Below are 22,435 nucleotides of genomic sequence, written 5' to 3' on the forward strand. Positions count from 1 at the left end.
GGGTCAGTCACCGATCCCGGCGAGCTCGAGTGCCTCGGCGACCACCCGCAGGGTGTCGATCCGCTTCTCCACCGTCGGCTCGAACGGCGTGATCGCGAGCGTAGTCGTGCCCGCCTCGGCATACGCGGTGAGCTTGTCGGCGATCCGCTCCTTGCCGCCGAGCAGCGACACGGAGTCGATGAAGTCCTGCGGTACGGCGGCCATCGCCTCGCGGTGCTTCTTCGCCAGGTAGAGGTCCTGGACCTCCTTGGCGGCGTCGGCGTAGCCCATCCGGACGGCCAGAGCGTTGTAGAAGTTCTTCTCCCGGCTGCCCATCCCACCGATGTAGAGGGCCGTGTAGCCCCGGACCGGGTCCGCGCAGTCGGCAATGTCGTCCCCGACCACGGTGGGCACCGACGCGACGACGTCGAAGCCCTCCAGACCGAGCTCGGGCTGACGGACCTGGCGGCCCGCCCTGATGTGCTTCAACTGCTCTCCCAGGTACGAGGGTTCGTTGAGGATGCCGAGCCAGCCGTCGGCGATCTCGCCGGCCAGCTCGAGGTTCTTCGGGCCGACGGCGGCCAGGTAGACCGGCACGTGGTCGCGGACCGGCCGGATGGTCAGCTTGAGCGCCTTGCCGGGCCCGTCGGGCAGCGGCAGGGTGAAGTGGGAGCCCTCGAAGGCGACGGTCTCGCGGCGCAGGGCGGAGTTCACAATCGCAACGTACTCACGCGTCCTGAGCAACGGCTGAGAGAAGCGGACCCCGTGCCATCCCTCGGACACCTGCGGCCCCGACACGCCGAGACCGAGCCGGAACCGTCCGTTCGAGAGCTTGTCCAGCGTCGCGGCGGTCATCGCGGTCATCGCCGGCGTCCGGGCCGGGATCTGGAACACGGCGGCGCCCACGTCGATGGTGGAGGTCTGGGCGGCGATCCAGCTCAGCAGCGTGGCGGCGTCCGAGCCGTACGCCTCCGCGGCCCAGGTGACCGAGAACCCGAGCGCCTCGGCCTCCCTCACCACCCTCAGATGATCCAGATGGTCGTCGCCACCGAGGACGAAGCCGATGTTGAGTCCGAGTCGCATGACAGGCGAGCCTAACGAGCCGTTGTCGGTGGCCCGCAATAGGCTCGGTACATGCAGCAGCGCTATCTCGGTCACAGCGGTCTGACGGTGAGCAGGCTCGGCCTGGGCACCATGTCCTGGGGCCGCGACACCGATGAGCACGAGGCCCGCGAGCAGCTCGCGGCCTTCGTCGCTGCCGGCGGCACCCTGGTCGACACCGCAGCGGCGTACGGGGACGGCGACAGCGAGCGGCTGATCGGTTCGCTGATCGGCGACGTGGTAGACCGCGACGACCTGGTGATCGCGACCAAGGCCGGCTTCAGCGTCCGCCGCGGCGAGCGGATCACCGACACCTCCCGCGGCGCCCTGCTCCGCGACCTGGAGGGCTCCCTGCGCCGGCTGAAGGTCGACCACATCGATCTGTGGCAGCTGCACACCTGGTCCGACGACGTGCCGCTCGAGGAGACCCTGTCGGCGCTGGACCACGCAGTGAACTCCGGCAAGGTCCGGTATGTCGGCGTCTCGAACTACGCGGGCTGGAAGTCGGCCCGGGCGGTCACCTGGCAGCAGGCGTGGCCCGGCCGCGCAGTACCGGTGTCGAACCAGGTGGAGTACTCGCTGCTCGCCCGGGACGCGGAGGCGGACGCCATTCGAGCGGCGGGCGGCCTCGGCATCGGAGTACTGGCGTGGTCGCCGCTTGGGCGCGGTGTGTTGACTGGGAAGTACCGGACGGGCATCCCCGCGGACTCTCGAGCGGCGTCTCAACATCTGTCGAGATTCGTCGACCCCTACCTGGACGGGCGAGGTTCGGGCATCGTGGAAGCGGTAGCCAGGGCCGCCGACGGCCTCGGCTGGACCCCGCTCGAGGTGGCGCTCACCTGGGTCAGGGACCGGCCGGGGGTGACAGCGGCCATCGTCGGAGCCCGGACGGCGATGCAACTGAAGTCGGTTCTGGGTGTGGAGGAGCTCACTTTGCCGCCGGCGATCGTGGCGGCGCTTGAGGATGTGTCGTGAGGTAGTGCCGAGAGGTTCGGAGGTGCGGATGGCTGAATACGAGCTGCAGCAGTTCGAGGTGTCCAGGACGGAGTCGCGCGGAGCCGTGCGGCGGTTGCTCACCGAGCACGCCGAGTACGGCGGCTGGGAGCTCGCCCGGCTGAGGCGCTACCCCGACGGCACCAGGCGGGTCTGGCTCCGCCGCCGCATCATCAAGGTGATGCGGACTTTTTAGGTCCTGTTACCCAGGTACTGCGGTCCTGGCCAGCAGGTCGCCGAGCTCGGTGCGGTGGTAGAGCACCGAGCGGCCGGTGCGGGTTCGACCGACCGCGCCCGCGTCCCGCAGTACCTCCAGGTGGTCTCCGACCGTGCCCAACCCGAGGCCGAGTACCGCGACCAGCTGGCTGGTGCTCGCCGGGCCCTCCACCCCAGCCATCTCCATCGTCGGCGCCGCCGTCCTGTCCCTCCTGGTGACCGCCGCCCTGGCTCCTGGTCTCAGGAGTCCCGTGCGGGTCTAGAGGTCGTGGCGGACCCAGACGTTCGGCTCGACGTACACGGCGTTGTTGTGTCTGACCGAGCATCGCACCGGTGCGAGAGCCTGCGGGACGACGACGTCGCCGTCCTGGTCGAACGGCAGGCCGGTCCACTCGCGCCAGTCCGCGAGCGTGCCCGCGACCACCATCGACGTCGGCGCCACCTTGACCACCTTGCCACCGGCCTTGACGTGCACCCGGAGCCACGCGTCGACGGGCAACCCGTCCTCGCGGACCTGCTCGACGTACTCCGTCATCGGCTGGTGCGCGTCTTCCTTGGCGTTCGGCCGGACCGGCGCGTAGAGAGTCCGGTGGCCCTTCACCTTCACGGCCTCGCGCATCGCCTGGAGCATCAGGTGAGAGAGCCCCCGACCGAGGTGAGTCGGCCGGATCACGATCTCCAGCGCGCTCGACACATTCCCTTCGTGACCGCGTCGCTCGTCGGCCATCCCCCACACCAGCACGCGGTCCCACCCGCCGTCCGGCAACTCCCGACGATGCTCATTCGGGAACACGAACGGGATGCTCGCACCGTGGCCGATCAGCTCATCGCCGTCGGTCGCCACCAGGCACTGCTCGGGGAAGAGGTCGTAGACCCGGACGAGCAGCGAGTTGCCGATCGGGTCGTGCAGGATGAACTCCGGCCAGCCACCCTCGAAGTCGGCCAGCCGGTCACCCAGTTCAGGCCGCTCGGCCAGCGTGCTGATCACGATCTCGGACATGGTCCGCAGTCTGGCAGGACGCGGTCTCGCGCGCAGCCCTGTTTCTGCTCGCCACCACAACGCCGATCGCCACCGCACCTGTCAGCAAGCCCGAACCGATAAACGTGTGCTCGGCGCCAACCATCGCGATCACCGGACCGCCGATCAACAGACCGGCCGAGCTGCTCGCGTTGACTACCACCGACTGCCCGGACAACAACGCCCGTCGCTCAGCTCCCGCGGAGGTCCTCGTGATCTGCAACGAGATCGCCGCGATCCCCAGCACCACGGTCACTCCCGACAACCCACCCAGTACTGCGACCGCGGCCGGCGTGGTCCACACCCCCATCCCGATCCAGCACAACCCCATCAGCGCCCAGACGGTCCCGGCCAGCGGCACCGGCGCAAACCTCCGGACCACCGCCAGCGAGATCATCGTCCCCACCACGGAGCCGATCCCGTACCCGGACATCCCCGCCGCCAGATATACCCCCGGCTGCCCACGCTCCGCGCCGATCACCGACAACCCGAGCGTGAACGAGAACCACGTCAGACAACCCGCACCTCGGGCGATCCAGCCGTAGAGCACGTCCTGCCGCCCCACCAGACTCCCCCGGATCGACGGCAACTCCCGGGTCGACGGAGAGCGCTCCCCCACGATCCCCACCGCCAACATCCCTGCCCGAGGACTGCGGCAGCCTCCACCCACAGCAACTCCTCGGTCAGCCCGACGCCTACCGCCAGCGCTCCGATCACCGGCCCGACCACCATCCCCACCCGCCGGACGCCGTCCTGCCACATCAGCAACACCACCGCCCGATCCCGCCTCACCGCACCTCCCACCGATTCCCGCCACTCGCGGTCCCAGCGGTCTCCCGTGTCGGCGAGCAGGGCACTGCGGCCCGGCGTGGAGAGCCCTTCACCGCAGCCGAGCAGCAGACCGCTGACGATGAGCACACCCGCATGCAGCAGCCCGACAGCAGCGGCGGCGGGCACCATCGCCAACGCGATCGCCTCAACAGCCGCGACCACCGCGAGCCGGCTCCCGGAGTCGACCCACTGCCTCGCCCGGCGCGCCCACCAGGGCGACAGCAACACCGGGATCCCGGACGCACCGCCGGCCAGCCCTGTGGCCGCAACCGACCCCGTTTCCTGCAAAACCACCAACGGCAACGCCACCTGAGCGACCCGGAACGCCAGATCCGAGGAACCACCGCCTGCCAACAAGAACAACGCATCCCGACGAGCTGTCACACCTTCGATCCTCGTCCTGCAGAGGGCTACTTGGTAGCCAGCAGCAACTAGCAGCCAGTCATAGGCTGTCCCTATGGCGTCATCACCGTCCGTCGAGGACCTCCAGCTGGTGCTCGCGATCAGCAGGACCGGCTCGGTCGGCACCGCCGCCCGGGAACTGCGCATCTCCCAGCCGTCCGCCTCCCAACGCCTGGCCCGCCTCGAACGGACCTGCGCCACCCGGTTGTTCCTCCGCGACACCCGCGGCGCCAGACCGACCCCGGCCGGCCACGAACTCGCCCGCCGCGCCGAGCACATCCTCGGCCACCTCGAGGAGGTGTACGACGCCACCCGGGCGGCCGCCGCGGGCAGGCGACTGGTCGTCGGCACGTTCGTCAGCCTCGCGCCGATCCTGTTCCCGGTCCTCGACGCGGAACTGGCCGATCTCGACCTCGAGCAGCAAGTCGACCATGGCCAGCAGCTCGCCGCATTCGTTGCCGAAGGCACCATGGACGCGGCCTTCATCGCGATCGCCGACCAGATGGTGCTGCCCCGCGGTACGGTCGCCCGCCCGGTCGGCCGGGACGAACTCGTGCTCTTCGCACCTCCCGGTGTCGCTCCACCCGGGAAAGGCAAGCTGCCGCTCAGAGAGCGCGATCTGCCGTACTCGACCTACGACCGCGGCGGCGACGAGATCCGCTCCCGGCTGATCGCCCTGGGCGCCAACGCCCGCCGCGGCGTCACCCTCGGCACCACCGTCGCGATGGCCCGTCGCCGGTCCCAGCTCGCCCTGATCCCCCGGAGCGCGCTCTCTCATGAACTCCGCCCGGGCGAGCGACTGATCCCGGCCCCGTTCCGCTACCGCCTCACTCTCAGCCTGGTGACCGGACCTACCGCACCGGACCGCCTGCTGGCACTGCTCCCCCAGCTGCGTGAGTCCCTTCATCTGACCCCGGTCCGAAAGACCCCGGTACGACACTGAAAGGCAATGTCCGGGCTATTCTGCGGCGGCCCCGACGGGTGGATACTGCGCAATGCAGGGTGTATTCGCCCGAGGGGGAACCATGTCCGTACCAGCCAACTCCGCCGTCAAGACCTATCGCTATCTGCGCCTCGCCATGATCGCAATGATCGGCCTGCTGGTCACCTCATTGGTGATCGAATGGTGGAACACCGGCCCTTCCTGTCTGCAGACCTCGATCAGCGCCTACTACTACACCCCGGCGCAGGCGATCTTCGTCGGCATCCTGATCACCATCGGTGCCTGCATGGTGATCCTGAAGGGCAGCACCGAACCGGAGGACATCCTGCTGAACGTGGCCGGGATGCTGGCCCCAGCGGTCGCCCTGGTCCCCACGCCGGGCGAGGGCACCTGCCGGTCGGTGCCGGCGACGTTCGGCGACCCGTCGGCGAACATCGCCAACAACATGCTGGCCCTCTTCATCATCGGCGCGCCCTGCCTGGTGCTGACCGCGGTCTTCGTGCTCAGGAGCAAGCCGGAATTGAAGTATCTGGCCGGACTGGCGGTCGCGGCGGCGGTCTTCGTCGGTGGCATCGTGTGGTTCTTCTGGAACCGCGAAGGATTCGACGAAGGAGCCCATTACACGGCGGCGCTCGCGATGTTCATCTGCATCATCATCGTCGTCATCGTGAATGCCCAGCAGTATCACCGCAAACCTGCGACCGCGTCGAAGCCGTCAACCCGCAACCCGTACGCCGTGATCGCCGTGGCGATGGTGGTCGCGCCGCTCCTGCTCGCGGCCTACAAGTGGATCTTCGGGTGGGACCACGCCGTGCTGTGGATCGAGGGTGTGCTGATCTTCCTGTTCGCACTGTTCTGGATCAGCCAGACCAAGGAACTGTGGAACGAGGGCCTCCGCGAGGAGGTCGGCCCGCAGCAGCAGCCCGGTACGCCGGACCAGCCGAGCCCGGCGTACCGCAGTACGAGCTAGCACCGCACTCCGGCTAGAACCGCCGCGGCCGTTAGAACTGCACGCCGCGGGTCAGGGCGCCGTCCACGACCAGGTTGGTGCCGGTGATGAAGCTCGCGGCGGGGCTCGCCAGGAAGACCGCGGCGCGGGCGATCTCCTCGGGCCGCGCCATCCGGCCGGTCGGGTTGAGCGCGAGGGCTTCCTTGTAGAGCTCGGGGTTGTTCTGCTCGATGTTCTCCCAGACACCACCGGGGAATTTTGTGTTGCCGGGCGAGATGGTGTTGGCGCGGATGCCCTTGGCCGCAAGCTGATACGCGAGGCCCTGGGTGTAGTGGACGATGGCTGCCTTGAAGGTGCCGTACGCGCCGGCGGCGAAGTCGATCTCGCGGCCGGACACGCTGGACACGGTGACGATCGCCGGCGCCTGACTCTGCTCCAGGAACGGCATCGCGGCCGTGACGAGGCGGACGGTGCCCATCATGTCCACCTCGAAGCTCTGCTTCCAGAACTCCTCGCCCTCACCGATCGCCAGCGCGCTGACGTTGGACACGATGATGTCGATGCCGCCCAGCTCGGCCGCGCTGTCGGCGACCCAGCGAGTGAGCGCCTCCCCGTCACCCACGTCCAGGGTGCAGCCGGTGGCCGTCGCGCCGTCGCCTCGCAGCTTGTTCTCGGTCGCGGTGACGTCGGCCCCCGTGCGTGCGCAGAAGGCCACCGACGCGCCTTCGGCCGCAAGCCCTTCTACGATCGCGTGGCCGATCCCCTTGGTACCGCCGGTCACCAGCGCACGCAGCCCGGCAAGCTGAAGATCCATGGTCCTCGACCTCTTCCGATCCGTCGGAGCAGTTTGATGTCATCGTCAACTTGTCCACCGCCCCGCCGCAAGGGAACCGCGCCGGGACACGGAGTACCAGATCCGACGCGGAGTACGGGCCCCGTTGCGGCGGTCGGCCGCAGTACCGGTCAGGCGTCGTCGAAGAAGCGGTCCAGGACGCGGGCGCCGAACTCCAGGGACGCCGTCGGGACGCGCTCGTCGATGCCGTGGAACATACCCATGAAGTCCAGGTCCGGCGGCAACTGCAGCGGCGAGAAGCCGAAGCAGCGCACCCCCAGCCGGCTCCACGACTTGGCATCGGTGCCGCCCGACATGAGCAGAGGCGCGGTCCGGCTCTGCGGGTCCTCCGCCGCCAGGCACGCCTTCATCGTCTCGACCAGCCGGCCGTTGAACTCGGTCTCCAGCGCGATGTCCTCGATCACTGTCTCGCGCTGCACCTTGTCGCCGAGCAACTCGTCGATCGTCGCGAAGAACTCCTCCTCGTGGCCCGGCAGGAACCGCCCGTCGATGTGCGCCTCGGCGTCGCCGGGGATGACGTTGACCTTGTACCCCGCGTTCAGCATCGTCGGGTTCGCGGTGTTACGGATCGTGGCGCCGAACATCCGGCTGAAGGTGCCGAGCTTGGACAGCGTCTCGGTCATGTCCTCCGGGTCGAGCTCGGTACCGAGCACTTCCTCCAGCGTCGTCAGGAACTCCTTCACCGTCGGCGTCAGCCGCAGCGGCCACTCGTGGTTGCCGATCCGGGTCACCGCTTCGACGAGGTTCGTCACCGCGTTGTCGTTGTTCACCATCGAGCCGTGGCCGGCGGTCCCCCGGGCCTTCAGGCGCATCCAGTTCATGCCCTTCTCGGCCGTCTCGATCAGGTAGAGCCGCAGATCGTCCTTCAACGTCAGCGAGAACCCGCCGACCTCGCCGATCCCCTCGGTGCAGTCAGCCACCGTGTCGGGATGGTTCTTGATCAGCCACTGCGCGCCGTACAGGCCGCCGGCCTCCTCGTCCGCGGTGAACACCAGCCGCACCGGCCGCCGCGGCTTCACCCCGGCCCGCTGCCGCGCCCGGACCACCGACAGCACCATCGCGTCGAAGTCCTTCATGTCGACCGCGCCCCGCCCCCAGACGCACCCGTCGAAGATCTCCCCGGCGAACGGATCGACCTTCCAGTCCTTCGGATCCGCCGGTACGACGTCCAGGTGGCCGTGCACGAGCAGCGGGTCAGCGGACTGGTCCTCGCCCTCCCAGTGCGCCACCAGGCTCGCCCGTCCCGGCTCCGACTCGTAGATCGTGGACTCGATCCCGACCTCGTCCAGCTTCGCCGCGACGTACTCCGCGGCGTCCCGCTCCCCGTTGCTCTTCCCGTTGCCGTAGTTGGTGGTATCGAACCGGATCAGGTCCCTGCACAGCTCTACCACCTCCGAATCCGGGCTGTACGACGGTCGCTCACTGGCAGTCACAGAAGTCATACCCCCATCCTCTCCCGCCCCGATGTGAATTTCACCCGTGGGGTTTGCTAAGGTTCTCCGGTCGGCGCCACCAGGGGCAGACACCACTCGTCCGGGTGGCGGAATAGGCAGACGCGCTAGCTTGAGGTGCTAGTGCCCTTTACGGGGCGTGGGGGTTCAAGTCCCCCCTCGGACACACTTCTTAACCCCACGCACAGCCGGGGTAATCGACACTTCGGCGACCTGCAGTCGGTGGTCGTAAGCAATTGTCAGGCCCAAGGCTTCGTACAGCTCGGCAAAGTCGTTGCGGTCCGCGCGGTCCAGCGCCTTCGCCATATCGCCGAGCTGCGTCACCATCGCGCGGATGTCATCTGCGGTCAGTTGCGGCACCGGGTCGACGGCCTTCAGACCAGCTGCCGCGGCTCGCTTGTCGGCCACGGCTGCGTTGTACTGCTCGGTGAGTACTTCTGGATCCCAGCCGACTTCGATCGCCCGTCGCAGCCGCTCCATCGTCGACTCCGCGGCCGCGATCCGGCGCCGGAATGATTGCGCTTGGGTCTCAGTTCTGCCGACCAGCTCGTCGGCGTCGGCCAACGCTTCAACCGTGCTAGCGACATGCGCCGCGTCGAACAACCGCGCGACCCACGCGTTGATCTTGGCTGTCAGATGGTCCTCGCGCAGGTACACGTTCGGCGGATGATCCTGCAGTGCGGGTGATCCGGGAGCGAGGCTCCGGGCGCGGCAGCGGTAGAACGTCGCGTGCGTCCGGTGGGAGCCTTCCATCCGCCGCCCGCAGATCGTGGACTGGATTCGCCTTCGGAGCAGGTACGTGTGCGACGAGGCAACGCGGGTCCTCGTCGCCCGCGCCCGCTCTGACATGCTTGCTCCCGCCCGAGCCGACATCTCAAGCTGCACTCGAGTGAAGTCCTCGACCGACACGATCGCCGGATGGGCCTGCTCCCGTGACCGCACGATCTTCGACGCCGGCGAACGCTTGTACCTCACGACATGGCCAGCCGCCACGTCCTCCGGGTCAAGCAGTTCCTCGACTTTCTGCCACCTGCCGTAGATCGCATACCCCGTGTACCGCGGATTGCACAGGATCGCCCTGACTGTCGAGCCCTGCCAGCCGTCGCCTGCACGATGCCGGTTCTGATGAGGAGTGTGAGCAGCCGGACATGGGACGTGCTCGGCATTCAGCAATTGGGCGATGCCCTTGTGACCGACACCTTCGAGGTACAGCGCGAAGATCCGTTCGACGACTGGAGCCGCCACCTCGTCGACGGCGAGGACTCGCAGCCGGTAGCCCTCCTGCGCCTTCCGCGGGTTCGGGTGTGGTCCTGCGTCGATGACCTGATAGCCGTACGGCGCGCGTCCGCCCTGATGCTTGCCGTCGATCAGGACCTGAGCTGCCATCGCGGCTCGAACTCGACGCTGCACATGCTGCCGTTCCGACTTCGACAGGCCGCCCGTGATCGTCATAGCCATGTCGTGCACGGTGTTCTCGGCATCGAATCGTCCACCGAGACTCGGGATCCAAAGCGATACGCCGTACCGATCGAACTTCGGCCACGTCAGGCTGAACTGGTTGCCGAACCAGCACCGAGTCGCTTCACCGACAACCAGTCCGTCCCATCCGCGGTTGGGATTCTTCAAGGCCTGCAACGCACGATTGGCCTCGTCCCGTCGTTCCCACGGCAACGAGCGCGACTGCCCGATGTCGAAGAACTCCTCAACCACCACACCACCAAGCGGCTCGACGGACCGCGTCGCCTCCCCCAACTGCCAAGCCTTGGACGTCTTCGGATCCTGATTGTCCTCGGTCGAGCACCGCCCGTAGAACGCCAGTCGTCCAACGCCACTGGCCGTCGGGTGGTGAGGCAACGCCTCTGTGCCAAGCAGGTCGTCGAGGGTCGCCCACGGATCGAGACCGTCGCCGCTCATGATGCCTCCTCCCCCGACTGCGACGCAGCGCCGGTTCCGCGCCTCGCCCGTGTCAGTCGCACAACAACCCGGCACAGCACACGAGCTGCCTGCGGATAGAGCGCCGGCGCCCTGCTCGGCATCCTCACCCGGACGCGCGGCTCATTCCCGGACTCCTCACTCACACCGTCCGCATCTGACTTCTCCATGCGTGTTCAACGCATGAGCTATGCACAGTCCTCAACGCTACGCAACGTCAGCGGGTTGTCCCGCGCGGGTCAGTCGTCGAGCCACTCTTCGCCAATCGCGTCCCGATGCGGACCCTGGTGATAGCCGAGGAGGCACGGTTCATCCGTGCGGGGATTCCGCCCGTCGCAGTCCAGTTCTTGCGCCGAACGGAGCACCGGCCATTCACGTCCGCTCTGCCTGGTCAAATCCACTTCCCCGTCCTCCGATCACAGCCATCGCTTGGATCGGCCAGGGCGACGGGGCAGGAGAACCGCACACCACCCGGCGCACGCTCGAGGCTCACCCACCGCCCTGACCGTGCCCCCAAATCTGCCGCCAGCAGCGCCCAGGAACCACCGAGACAGCCAGTGACCATTCACCCCAAAACTCCCCGCACAACAGGGAGGTTATGTCACCATAGGAAACATGAGCATCAACGCCGGCGCCCGTCCCGCCAGGGCGAGCAGTCTGCGCCAGCAGCGACGAGACTGGGCCACCGAACTGCGCGCCCAGGGATCAACCTGGGCCGAGATCGCCGACGCCTTCGCCGACCGGTACGGCGTGAACCCCCGAGTGGCGTTCCGCCTCGCCCACGACTGGAGCCAGCGCGACGCCGCCGACCAATGGAACCATCACTGGCCGGACGACCCGAAGACCTTCAAGAACTTCTCCTACTGGGAGCAGTGGCCGGCACCGACCGGCTACGCCCCATCTCTCGACGTCCTCGCCCGCCTAGCCGAGCTCTATCAGTGCTCCGTCGCCGACCTCGTCATCGACCTAGCCGACTACTCGAATCTCGACACAGCCCGAGCCACAAGCGGCGACCTCAACGGTCTCTGGCTCTCCCGCTACAGCTACTTCTCCACCGGCCGCGACGCCAACCTGCACGGCGAACACACCATCCGCCTCCACCACACCGGCAGCCGGCTCCACGGCACCAACGATCCCGCCGACGGCGAATCACGACTAACACTCGACCTATCCGTCAGCGGAGCCATCGCCACCGGAACCTGGAAAGAGCGAACAGCACCCACCGGCTACTACCGCGGCGCGGTCTACCACGGCACCATCCAGCTAGTCGTCAGCCCTCACGCCCGCGGCATGAACGGCCGCTGGCTCGGCTTCGGCAAGAACTTCATCGTCAACTCAGGCGACTGGCACCTCGAATGGCTCGAAGCCTGACCGTCAGATCTCTGGAACTTCGCCAGACCCACTGATCAAGGCAACGATCGTCGTACCTCTCGGAAACGCGTTGCGAGCCACCTGTTCGAACAGTGCGTACATCATCTTCGCCTCGTACACCCAGTCCAGCCGCAGACCGTGCCGCCCCTCGAAGTCGTCGATGAACTCGCCGAGCTCAAGCGTCCGCTTCGCATAGCCACCGAAGTGGTAATCACACTCAAGCCGCCAAGCCCCAGTACGCGCGCCGTACACCTGTTCCTGCAGCCCAACAATGTCGCCCTCAAGGAACGCCCCACCCTTGAGCACCGGAACCCCAATCACTAGCTGGTCCGGCCGCATGCCGGCAGCCACACCCGCGAGCGTCCCGCCGGTGCCGACCGCGCAGAACACGACGTCGACCGACGAGTCCAGCTCCGCCGGCAACTCCGCGCATCCCCGGACCGCGTCGGCATTGCTGCCACCCTCGGGAATCAGATAGAAGTCGCCGAACTCTTGACGCAGCGCGTCGATCACAGCGTCCGAGGCCTTCGCCCGGTACGTCGTCCTGTCGACGTACATCAGCCGCATACCGCGCGAGACGGCGTACCGCAGCGAAGAGTTGAGTGGCAGATGCTCCTCACCACGGATCACGCCGATCGTGCCGAAGCCGCAGTACGACCCCATCGCAGCAGTGGCCCGGATGTGATTCGAATAGGCACCACCAAACGTCAGCAGAGTCTCGAACCCCAACTCCCGAGCAGTCGCGACGTTGTACTTCAACTTCCGCCACTTGTTACCCGGCACTTCCGGATGAATCAGATCGTCCCGCTTCAGCAGAACCCGCACCCCCGCGGCCCTCAACCGGTCGTCATCAATCTCGACAACCGGCGACGGCAACCGAAGCCCCGCGATCAACCCATCCTCCACCACGCCAGCATGGCACGCCGCCATGCATCTGCCCTCCCGCAGGCCCAGCGTCCGACCACGACACCAAGGCCGCCGCTGCTGCCCCACCGGCCCCACCGGCCGTGATGTCCTACCGGTCCACCACCCGCCCAAGAATCCTGCCACCAGACCCCCGCGCCCCTCGGGCCAAACGACAGACCGAAACGCTGACACACTTCTTGCACTTGAGGCGTTTCAGCAGCCGAAACGGCCGGAACGGCGCACAGCCGGGGCACCCGTTGAGCCATCGTGAAGACCGGTGAAGGCAGCGAGAACTGCGCATCTGGCAGCCGTCTACGAGCGTGTGAGTGCTGCGCCGCAGCCTTCGTGGCAGCACGTTCTGATCGGCGCTTCTGCTCCGATCTGTGTCGCTTGAGACAGTGGAGGCGTCTGACTGCGGCGACCAGCTATGCGGTAGGCGATGACGATCTGCATTCTCGAGCGATCGCGATTGTCCGCTCAGCCATGGAACGTTGTCAGGCGGATCGGCGCTCTGAGATCACCCGCGCGGAGCTATCGGCGCTCCTGGCGGAGCTCGTGTCCGCGCGAAGCGAGCACACGGAGCTCAGGGCGGCCTGTGCTGTCATGCAGCACGCCCTCAAGGCACAGCGCACGCCGACAACACAGCGCGCCGCGGAGTAGGGACGTGCTCAGCATTCACCGGCTGACGGCCGGCGATGGATTCAAGTACCTGCTCAAGGCAGTCGCGAGCGGCGATGTTGACCGACGGATGGCGACACCTCTCACGGCGTACTACACGGCAGCCGGCTATCCCGCCGGGCGCTGGGCAGGAAGTGGCCTCACTGGCCTCGGCGATGGACGGCTGCAGCCCGGACAGGAAGTCACCGAAGCTCAGATGACGGCCCTGTTCGGGCGTGCTGAAGACCCGCTGACCGGCCGAACACTTGGTCGGCCTTACCCCGTCTTTCCGAGCGCGTCGACCCGCATCACCGCGCGGGTCGACGCGCTGGAGAAGAACCTCGGACAGACCGAGCGCGAGAACGCAATCGCCACGATCCGCAGCGAAGAAGCACGTCGCCGAACGAAGCAGGCAGTTGCTGGATTCGACATCACCTTCTCCCCCGTGAAGTCGGTATCGGCGCTGTGGGCAACAGCCGATGTCGGCGTACAGGAGCAGATCGCCGCGGCGCATTACCGTGCAATCGACGAAGTCATTGGCCTGATCGAGAAGCATGCGGCGTTCACCAGGACTGGCGAAGCTGGCGTCGCTCAGATCGACACGCAGGGAGTCATCGCCACCGCCTTCGACCACTGGGACTCACGAGGTGGCGACCCACAACTTCATACCCATCTGGTGATCGCCAATCGCGTCCAAGGCATAGATGGCCGCTGGCGAACCCTCGACGGCAGGGTGCTCTCGGCGCTGCGGTCGCCCTGTCTGAGATTCACAACGTCCTGCTGGCCGACGAGCTCACCCGCCGGCTCGGGACACAGTGGGCGCTTCGAGACCGCGGGCCGCGCCGCAATCCTGCCTTCGAGATCGAGGGCATTCCCGACGAGCTCATCCGCGTGTTCTCCTCGCGAACCGAACAGATCGAGAGCAACCTCGCAAACCTGTTGGCGGAGCGGACCGCTGACGCGCCACCACCGGGGCGCAGCGAGATGTACATCCTTCGCCAGAAGGCGACCCTCATGAATCGACCGGCAAAGCACGCGGCCAGACCGCTCGCCGACCTCATGCACGACTGGTCGAAACGAGCCGAGCAGGTCATCCCGGGACGCGTTGCATCGCTCATCTCCGACGCGCTATTCCAAGACCAGCGACTGCTAGTGGGGGCAGACCTGGACCCCGGAACAATCGATGCGTACGGCGCAACCGTGGTTCTCGCGCTCCAGCTGAAGCGCTCGACCTGGACGCGATGGAACATCCTCGCTGAAGCCGCACGCCAGACTCGCCTACTCCGCACGAAAGATGTGGACGCTCGGCTCAATGTCCTATCAGCCATTGCGAAGTCTGCCGAGCGGCACTCGATTAGTCTCACCGCACCGGAACTGGTGCCCGTTCCAGTACAGCGCCGCGACGGCGAGAGCGTCTACACGGTGCACAACGGCCAGATCTATACATCCCCGGCGGTCCTAGGCGCCGAGTCCGTCCTGCTTGACCTTGCTGCGGACGTCAACGGACCCGTCTTGTCCGGCTACCACACGTCCGGAGACCTTGGCGAGGACAAGGCTGCGGTGCTGCGCCGCGTAGCCAGCAGCGGCCAGCGAATCGAGACCGTGGTTGGTCCAGCTGGCACCGGCAAGACAACGCTCCTTGCCGAGCTCAAGACAGCGTGGAATGCCGGGTTCGGCGAGGGGTCCGTGGTCGCCCTTGCCCCTTCTGCTGCCGCCGCCGAGGTACTGGCCGACAGTCTCGACCTTCCTGCCGACAATGTCGGCAAATGGATCCACGAATCGATCGGCATCGGCGCCGAACAGAGACAGACATGGATCGCCGAGAGCGAGAGAGCAGCACAGTTGGCCATCAACGCTGGCCGTCGGCGACGGGCCCAACGCTTCTACACAGCCGCCGCTGCAGCACGCACGGAACGCGACCGTTGGCGCTTACGCCGCAACCAGCTGGTGATCGTCGACGAAGCCTCCATGGTGGGCACCATGGAACTCGCCTGCCTCGCACGGGAGGCAGACAGAGCCGGCGCCAAGCTCCTCCTAGTCGGCGACGACAGCCAACTCGGTGCCGTCGACACAGGAGGCGCGTTCCGCCTCCTCGTCAACGAAACCAACGCCGCAAAACTCACCGAGATCTGGCGCTTCCAGAACACCTGGGAGCGCCAGGCCAGCCTCGACTTACGCGCAGGCAACCGCGAAGTCTTCGATGTCTACGACGACCACGGTCGACTTCACCACGGCCCGGCCGAGGACATCGAGAACACGGCGTACGCCGCATGGCAAGCGGACCTAACACTCGGCCGCACCAGCCTGCTCATCGCCGGAGACAACGCAACCGTCGCCCGCCTCAACGCCCGCGCACATGTGGACCGCGTCCAAACCCGTGAGGTCGAGCCCCAGGGCGTAGAACTACATGACGGCACCAGCGCCGGCCTCGGCGACACCATCGTCACCCGCCTCAACGCCAGACGTCTCCTAACCAACCACCGCAACTTCGTCCGCAACGGAGCCACCTGGACCATCCTCCGCCGCTGGCCCGACGGCTCCCTCACAGTGCGGGGAGCCAACGACGAAACCGTCACCCTGCCTCGGACTACGTGCGCCAGAGGGTCGAGCTGGGCTACGCCACCACAGCCCACCGCGCCCAGGGCCAAACCGTCCACACCGCACACCTCATCGTCACCGACCACCTGACCCGCGCGCTCCTCTACGTCGGCATGACCCGCGGCCGCAACGCCAACCACGCCTATGTCGTGACCCGCGAAGCCGACCAGGACATGCACGAACCCACGACCGAGCAAACCATGCAGGCCGTCCTCGAATCCGTCCTCGACCAAGAAGGCACCGAGCGCTCCGCCCACGAAGTCATGCGCACAGAACTCGACAACGCAACCCGCCTCGACCGCCTGATCCCGATGCACGAATACCTGTGCCAGATCGCCACCGGCCACAAGTATCAAGCTGCCCTCGAGTCCAGTTCGCTAGACCCAGCCGACCAAGCCGCAGTCAAGGCCTCCCCCGCCTACGGCCCGCTGCTCGCAGCCCTCAGACGAGCCGAGGCCCTTGGCCTAAACGGCGCAGCAACGCTGCACCGCGCCATCGACCAGTCCTCCCTCAACAACGCCACCGACATCGGCGCCGTCATCCACTCTCGAGTCGAACGACTGGCGACCAGAGCCGAACGCCGAAGCTCCTCGCAACCTCGACGGATCGTCGGCCTGGTGACCCCAGCAACCAACATCACCGACCCCCAGTTCATTGCCGCCCTCCGCGAAATCGAGTCCCTCATCGCCCAACGCGCCGACTGGCTCTCCGAGAAGGTCATCGACGAAGCACCGCCCTGGTACCGACTCTTGCCGATACCAACGGATCACCACGCACCCGAGTACCCCGTTCGAGAACTGGCCGCGTACCGCGAGCGGTACCAAGTCAATGGCGAAGACCCACTCGGTCCGCCGCCACAAGCAGCGGCCTGCACCCAGCTCAGAGACTACGAGCGCTTGAGTCGTCTACTCGACAGCGCATACCTCGCGAGCGAGTCCGCCGGCCACAAGGCGGACGGGCCATTCACATCTCACGTCACTTCAACGTCGCTTCACTCCGACCCTGGCCCCGACATCAATTGAGCTGTTGAGATTCCAGGACATCCGACGCCGCGGCGACCACGTCAACAAGTTCGAACATCGGTGCCCCTTGGTCGCCGGACGAATCCAGCGCTCTCCCACGATGCAGGCAACACACAGGTAGCGTCGACGTGCAGCCGCCAGTGCTGCACCACTGAGGCGACAGGATGCACCTGAAACAGTCGCCCTTGCTGCCGCTAGCGGCTTTCGCCACAGCATGCCACCATCGACTCATGTCGGGTCGTCTTGCCGAGCCACTTCAACGGCTGGATCGCCTCAAGTGCAAGAAGTGTGGCAGCGTCTGACCTGTGTTCAGCGTTCACTAGTTGAATCCTGGTCTACTTCGTGGCTGGTACTCGGGCGGCTAGTGGATTGCGAGCGGGATTTCACGAGCAGTCGAAGTAGTGGTTGAGGCAATCCACGTCCGACATACGGCGGTGTAGGCCTGACGAGGGTCGCTCCGCCAGCAAGTCGCGTAACGGTGTCGTCGCGACAGATTGGGCGTTTGGCCTGGGTATGACGCGCGCTGCTACGCGTCGGGTGCGAGAAGGTCGGCAGGACCCCGATAGAGCAGCTTGACTCCGGGGGGTTCGGGCAGCCGGCGGGCATGCAGGACGCCCTGCCGCTCCGAGTTGATGTCGATCGTTCCCTCGCCAAGCAAGTCGAAGCCTGTAGACCACAGTTGCACCTTGCCGCGCCCGGCGTCTGTCACTCGTAACCAGGCGTTCGGCTCCGGAACGATGTCGTACCAGGTGACGTCCTCGATCTCCTCGATGTGCCGTCTCCATCGAGTGCGGCTAGACCGGCTGGCGCGGTTAGTGAAGTCTCTCCATGCGGCATGTGATTCGATGGTTGGCCAATTCGGAAGACTAGTGAGGTCAGGGTCGAGGTCTCGAATCCACTCCTGCATGCCAGTTCTGGATTCGAAGGCCGCCACGGTGCTGGTCACGGCGGCGATCGCTGCAGCCCGGTGGTCAAATCCGGACCGGATTAGGATCGACGCCGCCCGGCTGAACGTCCCAGTCTCGATTGCGGTCACGGCCGTTCCGAGGAGCGCATCGGCGGTCTCGTTCCCTTGGGCCGATTCGTAGACCCTGGCGGCTTCCATGCCCCACACCAGCCGGTAGATCAGATCAGACTCGATGAACTGCGCGACACTAACCGCGTCCCCATCGAGCTCGCCGAGGGGTCGGCCATGCAGCCAGTGCGCGAGGACGTTCCCCCAATCATGCAGGTCCGTCTCGGGCTCGAACTGACTCAACCCGAATACAGTAGTCGCGATCTCATCGAGCCGCTCACCGGCGATGTCGGTATCGCCGCCCTCGATCGCGCTTTCGGCCTCGGCGATCAACGTCACGATGTCAGCGGCAACAACACCGAGTTCAGACCCGGCGTTTGCCCCGAGCCCCGCGAGATACCAGCCGCGGCGTTGTGCGGCTGTTGAGATGCTCCATACGTACCGAGCGCGGCTGCTGACCAACTCCCGAAATGCCGCGGCGGCGTCCTGCCGCTCCAGTCGGCGCAACTGACGCTCCCACAGCGAGTCGCGCAGCACGTCGGCGATGAGCTGGGTCACCTCATCGGGGTCGGACTCGTCATCCCCGGCGATGCTTAGGATGCCGGTGTCGAGCAACATGAGGTTGGAGCGCCAGGAAAGTTCTGCTTCTTGTCTCGACTCAGCGTCTTCGCCTGGTATGACGGGAAACGCCCAGTCCGCGCCACCGGTGAGGTAGTCAATGAATGGCTGCACTTGATTCGATCCAGCATTGGCCCGCATCCGTCGAATGAGAGCCAAGCTGACCGTGATTAGGCCGGATCGCAGCGTCTTTCCTGCCTCGCCGGCGGTTAGTTGAAGCCAGTCGCGTCGACGCCGCTCAGTTGGCTGGTAGAGCGGGTACAGCACCAGGCCCTCGGTGTCGACGAACGCTCGCCCTGCTCGCCCGATTACGTTGGCGAACTCCGACCCGGTTAGCAACTCCCTACCTCGGCGAAGCCCGTGGAACAGCACCACTGATGCTGACAAGTTGAGACCCTGCGCAAGGGTCGGAGATGCAACAGTCACCTTGATGACCCCCAGGTGGAGGAGTCGCTCAACCTCGCGGCGAAATGGGCCGGGCAGCGCCCCGTGATGGATGGCGACGCCGAGCTTGAGGCACCCCAGGATCGGGTGGTCGGCACCGAACCACTCGCTGCCCACGGCGAGCGCCTCGTCGAGGTCGACCTCGGGCGGTAGGACGGAGTCGATGAAACCTTGGCTGCGCAGTTTGATTATCTCGCGTGCGTACGGCTCAACCGAGTTGCGTTGCGGGCAGAAGATCAGCACCGTCTGCCCCTCCTCCACCAGGCGCCAAGCAGTCGCGATGACGAGCTCGCGGTTATCGGAGGGGAATGGCTTCTTGCGTCGGCGCCCGGTTGGCGCCTTTGTCTCGAGGTAGCGGGGGATGAAGGGCTGGTCCTCGCCGACTGTCATCGTCAGGCGAGCGTGGTCGCCTCGCCACTCGACGAGTCCGAATCGCTGCAGCGTGGGCCGCCAGTCCTCGCGGTGTAGGCCGCTGGCATTGTCATCGGTGATCCAGGCCACGAAGTCATCGAGCTCAGTGCCCGACGGAAAGACGGCTGAGAGGCACACAATCCGCCGGCTCTTGGAGTCGGCGCGGCGCAGCAGGCGCTGGATCTGCGCCTCGTAGCGAACCTCGCGTTCGGAGGGTCCAATCATGTGGCCCTCGTCGAGGACTACGAGGCCGACGTCGTCAAGAACGGACGGATCCGATCGCAGCGCGAAATCGAGCTTTTCCGGGGTGGTTACGACGATCTGGCTCGATCGCAGTGCGTCCTCGTCGACGTCGCTGACCCCCATACTTCCGTACAGGGACGAGACCCTAGCGCCCAGCGGCGCAAAGGTTCGATCGAGTATCTGTTCGGTCTGGGCGGACAGGGCTCGCAGTGGGGTGACGTACACGGCTCGCCGCCCTTGGGCGAGGCAGGCGAGGATGCACAGCTCAGCGATGCGTGTCTTTCCGGAGCTTGTGGGAAGGGCGACGACGAGGTCCTGGACGTCGTCGAAGATGCGCTCTACGACGTGCAGCTGCGATGGCCAGAGGTCGATCTCGGATCGCCCTCGCGCGAACAACGTCGCCACGAATGTTCGGCGCAAATAGCCCCAGTCGCGACCCCGTGCCCCAGGTGTCCTGGCGATGGGCGTGGCTGCAGGAGGGCGAGAGACCGGGATGTTCGCTCTGATGCTCGTCTCGCCAAGGTCACCGAGCAACCGTCGCGTGAGGCGGTACACCCACCATGGGCCGGCGGCGCCGATCTCATGGGAGGCCTGCTCGCCGACCTCAAGGTCACGAAGAGCGGCCCGCAACTGGCTCGGCTGGTTGTAGGCAATCGCGAACAATGCGGCCGAGACGGCTGAGAGGTAGTGCTCGCTGAGCAGCAGCACGATGGGACCGACGCCCTCCGTCACACTCTCGGGCGCCGCTTCGATCGCGTCGACCTCGGGTTCTTCGTCGTCTTCAAGAGCCTCGAGTAGAGCGTCGTCGACAAGGTCGTCCGACAACCTGAGGCGTCGTGTGCGGTCCTCGATCCCGTTGAGGTCACGTAGGACCAAGTCGGCGAGTGTGGCTTCCATCGGCGTCAGGCGTCCGGATTGAATGCTCGCTTGCATCAGCGAGAAGGCGCGTGCCGCGTACCCGCCGAGATGGCTGGCGGCGCCTGCGATCAAGCGGTGGAAGGCGAGTTCTTCCGCAGGAACAGCGTTTCGGGTCGCCGCTTCAAGCGCATGCGAAGCCTGTATAAAGCCATTCTTCGCGACCTGCCCCGGTTCGATCGCTGTCTCGCCGGCGTCCTCGTCTTCACTGTCGGTGTCGGTCGCGTCGAGGAGCTGCAGACTCGCGGACATGAGGGCGTAGCTGTAGTTGAGGAGGTCGTCGTCCAGGTAGGTGCCGAATTGCGCTGCTTCGTCAGGTAGCACCCCGTCGCGCCGGATCATGGACTGTGCTTGACCTCGCGCGAGCAACCGTCGTCGGAACTGAGGCGCCGTGGCAGTCTGTAGGCTCGCAGTGAGCTCCCTGGGATCACGCGCCATCTGCTAGTGCCTTTTCGTATGCGTTGCGAATGAACTCTTGGTGAGCGTTGACGCGCAAGGTCACGGTTTGCTGTTGGATGGCGCCGACATAGGTGGTCAGGTCCCGCATCACGTGCTTGCTTGGGTCGTTCATTGTGAACAGAAACATCAGGTGTGTCACAACCTCGGGCCGGACGCCCTCGGACAGTTGCAGTTCCAGCACGGCCTCGCCCAGCGGATCATCGGGGGTGTCCAGAAGGCGCTCCGCGAACTGGGTCAGTGAGTGCGGTGACGGGAGTCCGTCAACCCGTTGAAGCCCATCGCGCGCTTCCTTCACGACAGCGTTTGTCATCTTTTCGCGGCTCTTCGCCTCACCCTTAGCCAGGTGTACGTTCGCGTCGGCGTCGAGCTTGACGCCGAGCACGTCGTCTCCCCGCATCGCCCACTCATGGTGGTCGCGGTAGATCAGCCGACTCGGGCCAACGATGTAGCCGCAGTCTTCTTCGAGGTAGGCGGTTGCGAGGATCTCGCCGAGATCGCCCGAGCGGCTTCCCGCTTTCACCGGGAACTTGTTCCGCAGGAACTCCGAAACCTTCGGCTTGCCGAGCCTATCCGCGATACGGGCCAGAGTCTCAGGCTTCGCATACTTCTCCGGCAGGGTGGCCGCGACGGCGTCAACGCCAGTCTCGTCGTCGCTGGAGACCAGTACAGCCGCCGTGTGTCCATTGATGGGCATGATCGTCGGCGGCGTGCACCACGTCTTGAAGTCAGTCATTTCAGCGTCTCACTCGTCGGTAAGGCTCAGGCCTGCTGGTCATGCGCTGAGTTGCACCAAGCTGCCCATGTACTCACTGGCGTCCACTGGTCCGCGCCGCCAGCGCGCGAGCCGCGTGCGGGAGTCAATTGACGGAGAGCAGGTGATGGTGGTGCGAACGCCGCAGGTTCGTGCGACGGGATGCCACTGGGTGCGCGCGGAAGCGGTCTCCGCCAACGATCGGCGGAGCCCACCCGTTGTCCCCTCTTGGATATTGGGTGCTGCGACGGGAACCATACACGGCTCTTCGGAGTTGAGCGTGGGTGAGCCGTTCGTCACTGTCGGCGTGGCGTAGGCGGGGAAGGGGTCAGGGCCTTCACGATCAGCAGCGACCAA

General features: G+C 66.2%; 18 protein-coding genes, 1 tRNA gene and 1 pseudogene. 9 read left to right on the plus strand and 11 right to left on the minus strand.

The genetic code is table 11. The features are described 5' to 3' along the window. Positions 1–3: 3 nt before the first annotated feature. Positions 4–1,062 carry an LLM class F420-dependent oxidoreductase gene (locus EV644_RS25935; RefSeq protein ID WP_132191325.1) on the minus strand — a complete coding sequence of 353 codons (1,059 nt, stop codon included), beginning with the start codon at positions 1,060–1,062 and terminating at the stop codon, positions 4–6. Between the two features lie 51 nt (positions 1,063–1,113). Between EV644_RS25935 and EV644_RS25940 the strand changes: the two genes are divergently transcribed. Both EV644_RS25940 and EV644_RS25945 read left to right on the plus strand, forming a co-directional pair. Then, on the plus strand, positions 1,114–2,055 hold the full coding sequence (locus EV644_RS25940) for an aldo/keto reductase (RefSeq protein WP_132191326.1): 942 nt from the start codon (positions 1,114–1,116) through the stop codon (positions 2,053–2,055). Between the two features lie 28 nt (positions 2,056–2,083). After that, complete coding sequence (locus EV644_RS25945) at positions 2,084–2,269, plus strand: DUF5703 family protein (protein WP_132191327.1); 186 nt, start codon at positions 2,084–2,086, stop codon at positions 2,267–2,269. 6 nt (positions 2,270–2,275) lie between these two features. On the opposite strand, the gene EV644_RS25950 is transcribed toward EV644_RS25945, so the two are convergent. From EV644_RS25950 to EV644_RS46565, 4 genes are all read right to left on the minus strand, one after another. Next, positions 2,276–2,470: an ArsR/SmtB family transcription factor gene (locus EV644_RS25950; protein ID WP_241998759.1), complete on the minus strand. Its 195-nt coding sequence runs from the start codon at positions 2,468–2,470 to the stop codon at positions 2,276–2,278. 78 nt (positions 2,471–2,548) lie between these two features. Then, entirely contained in the window at positions 2,549–3,289 is a 741-nt protein-coding gene (locus EV644_RS25955; protein ID WP_132191329.1) for a GNAT family N-acetyltransferase, read from the minus strand. Then, entirely contained in the window at positions 3,249–3,872 is a 624-nt protein-coding gene (locus EV644_RS46560; RefSeq protein WP_241998761.1) for an MFS transporter, read from the minus strand. Before EV644_RS46560 ends, EV644_RS25955 begins: the two co-directional genes overlap by 41 nt. Beyond that, entirely contained in the window at positions 3,818–4,522 is a 705-nt protein-coding gene (locus tag EV644_RS46565) for a hypothetical protein (RefSeq protein WP_241998763.1), read from the minus strand. The genes EV644_RS46560 and EV644_RS46565 overlap by 55 nt, the downstream gene beginning before the upstream one ends. 73 nt (positions 4,523–4,595) lie before the next feature. Between EV644_RS46565 and EV644_RS25965 the strand changes: the two genes are divergently transcribed. Continuing rightward, the gene (locus EV644_RS25965; RefSeq protein ID WP_132191330.1) at positions 4,596–5,483 is read left to right on the plus strand and encodes a LysR family transcriptional regulator; all 888 of its coding nucleotides are present in this window, start codon (positions 4,596–4,598) and stop codon (positions 5,481–5,483) included. An 82-nt stretch (positions 5,484–5,565) separates the two neighbouring features. Further along, entirely contained in the window at positions 5,566–6,453 is an 888-nt protein-coding gene (locus tag EV644_RS25970; RefSeq protein WP_132191331.1) for a hypothetical protein, read from the plus strand. A 31-nt stretch (positions 6,454–6,484) separates the two neighbouring features. Here EV644_RS25970 and EV644_RS25975 read toward each other — a convergent pair whose 3' ends face one another. After that, the gene (locus EV644_RS25975) at positions 6,485–7,246 is read right to left on the minus strand and encodes an SDR family NAD(P)-dependent oxidoreductase (protein ID WP_132191332.1); all 762 of its coding nucleotides are present in this window, start codon (positions 7,244–7,246) and stop codon (positions 6,485–6,487) included. Between the two features lie 149 nt (positions 7,247–7,395). Next, positions 7,396–8,727, minus strand: coding sequence for a M20/M25/M40 family metallo-hydrolase (locus tag EV644_RS25980; RefSeq protein ID WP_132191333.1), 1,332 nt, complete (start codon positions 8,725–8,727; stop codon positions 7,396–7,398). Positions 8,728–8,816: 89 nt separating this feature from the next. On the opposite strand from EV644_RS25980, the gene EV644_RS25985 reads away from it, so the two are divergent. After that, positions 8,817–8,902: transfer RNA gene (locus tag EV644_RS25985), tRNA-Leu, on the plus strand. Here the strand turns inward: EV644_RS25985 and EV644_RS25990 are convergent. Continuing rightward, positions 8,884–10,650 carry a recombinase family protein gene (locus EV644_RS25990; protein ID WP_132191334.1) on the minus strand — a complete coding sequence of 589 codons (1,767 nt, stop codon included), beginning with the start codon at positions 10,648–10,650 and terminating at the stop codon, positions 8,884–8,886. The genes EV644_RS25985 and EV644_RS25990 overlap by 19 nt on opposite strands. 633 nt (positions 10,651–11,283) lie before the next feature. Here EV644_RS25990 and EV644_RS25995 point away from each other — a divergent pair. Continuing rightward, entirely contained in the window at positions 11,284–12,039 is a 756-nt protein-coding gene (locus tag EV644_RS25995; RefSeq protein ID WP_132191335.1) for a hypothetical protein, read from the plus strand. A gap of 3 nt (positions 12,040–12,042) precedes the next feature. On the opposite strand, the gene EV644_RS26000 is transcribed toward EV644_RS25995, so the two are convergent. Then, positions 12,043–12,945 (minus strand): 1-aminocyclopropane-1-carboxylate deaminase/D-cysteine desulfhydrase, encoded by a 903-nt coding sequence (locus EV644_RS26000; protein WP_199239997.1) that lies wholly within the window; start codon positions 12,943–12,945, stop codon positions 12,043–12,045. A 439-nt stretch (positions 12,946–13,384) separates the two neighbouring features. Here EV644_RS26000 and mobF point away from each other — a divergent pair. From mobF to EV644_RS26015, 3 genes and pseudogenes are all read left to right on the plus strand, one after another. Further along, positions 13,385–14,631: pseudogene (gene mobF / locus EV644_RS26005) on the plus strand (MobF family relaxase); the annotation flags it as partial. 30 nt (positions 14,632–14,661) lie between these two features. Then, entirely contained in the window at positions 14,662–16,290 is a 1,629-nt protein-coding gene (locus EV644_RS26010; protein WP_242001027.1) for an AAA family ATPase, read from the plus strand. Between the two features lie 23 nt (positions 16,291–16,313). Continuing rightward, the gene (locus EV644_RS26015) at positions 16,314–17,222 is read left to right on the plus strand and encodes a hypothetical protein (RefSeq protein WP_132197726.1); all 909 of its coding nucleotides are present in this window, start codon (positions 16,314–16,316) and stop codon (positions 17,220–17,222) included. Positions 17,223–17,748: 526 nt separating this feature from the next. On the opposite strand, the gene EV644_RS26020 is transcribed toward EV644_RS26015, so the two are convergent. Both EV644_RS26020 and EV644_RS26025 read right to left on the minus strand, forming a co-directional pair. Next, complete coding sequence (locus EV644_RS26020; protein WP_158292926.1) at positions 17,749–21,210, minus strand: DEAD/DEAH box helicase; 3,462 nt, start codon at positions 21,208–21,210, stop codon at positions 17,749–17,751. A gap of 85 nt (positions 21,211–21,295) precedes the next feature. Continuing rightward, entirely contained in the window at positions 21,296–22,060 is a 765-nt protein-coding gene (locus tag EV644_RS26025) for a Hachiman antiphage defense system protein HamA (RefSeq protein ID WP_132197722.1), read from the minus strand. Between the last annotated feature and the right edge of the window lie 375 nt (positions 22,061–22,435).

Source organism: Kribbella orskensis, from assembly GCF_004342085.1.
Lineage (GTDB): Bacteria > Actinomycetota > Actinomycetes > Propionibacteriales > Kribbellaceae > Kribbella > Kribbella orskensis.

What these genes read in the sequence shown, in the direction of transcription:
- EV644_RS25945 (WP_132191327.1), top strand. Translation starts at nt 2,084, where the DNA reads ATGGCTGAATACGAGCTGCAGCAGTTCGAGGTGTCCAGGACGGAGTCG.
- EV644_RS25940 (WP_132191326.1), top strand. Translation starts at nt 1,114, where the DNA reads ATGCAGCAGCGCTATCTCGGTCACAGCGGTCTGACGGTGAGCAGGCTC.
- EV644_RS26020 (WP_158292926.1), bottom strand. Translation starts at nt 21,210, where the DNA reads ATGATCCGGCGCGACGGGGTGCTACCTGACGAAGCAGCGCAATTCGGC.
- EV644_RS25965 (WP_132191330.1), top strand. Translation starts at nt 4,596, where the DNA reads ATGGCGTCATCACCGTCCGTCGAGGACCTCCAGCTGGTGCTCGCGATC.
- EV644_RS25995 (WP_132191335.1), top strand. Translation starts at nt 11,284, where the DNA reads ATGAGCATCAACGCCGGCGCCCGTCCCGCCAGGGCGAGCAGTCTGCGC.
- EV644_RS25935 (WP_132191325.1), bottom strand. Translation starts at nt 1,062, where the DNA reads ATGCGACTCGGACTCAACATCGGCTTCGTCCTCGGTGGCGACGACCAT.
- EV644_RS26010 (WP_242001027.1), top strand. Translation starts at nt 14,662, where the DNA reads ATGCACGACTGGTCGAAACGAGCCGAGCAGGTCATCCCGGGACGCGTT.
- EV644_RS26015 (WP_132197726.1), top strand. Translation starts at nt 16,314, where the DNA reads ATGACCCGCGGCCGCAACGCCAACCACGCCTATGTCGTGACCCGCGAA.
- EV644_RS26025 (WP_132197722.1), bottom strand. Translation starts at nt 22,060, where the DNA reads ATGACTGACTTCAAGACGTGGTGCACGCCGCCGACGATCATGCCCATC.
- EV644_RS25970 (WP_132191331.1), top strand. Translation starts at nt 5,566, where the DNA reads ATGTCCGTACCAGCCAACTCCGCCGTCAAGACCTATCGCTATCTGCGC.
- EV644_RS25980 (WP_132191333.1), bottom strand. Translation starts at nt 8,727, where the DNA reads ATGACTTCTGTGACTGCCAGTGAGCGACCGTCGTACAGCCCGGATTCG.
- EV644_RS25950 (WP_241998759.1), bottom strand. Translation starts at nt 2,470, where the DNA reads ATGGCTGGGGTGGAGGGCCCGGCGAGCACCAGCCAGCTGGTCGCGGTA.
- EV644_RS25990 (WP_132191334.1), bottom strand. Translation starts at nt 10,650, where the DNA reads ATGAGCGGCGACGGTCTCGATCCGTGGGCGACCCTCGACGACCTGCTT.
- EV644_RS25955 (WP_132191329.1), bottom strand. Translation starts at nt 3,289, where the DNA reads ATGTCCGAGATCGTGATCAGCACGCTGGCCGAGCGGCCTGAACTGGGT.
- EV644_RS25975 (WP_132191332.1), bottom strand. Translation starts at nt 7,246, where the DNA reads ATGGATCTTCAGCTTGCCGGGCTGCGTGCGCTGGTGACCGGCGGTACC.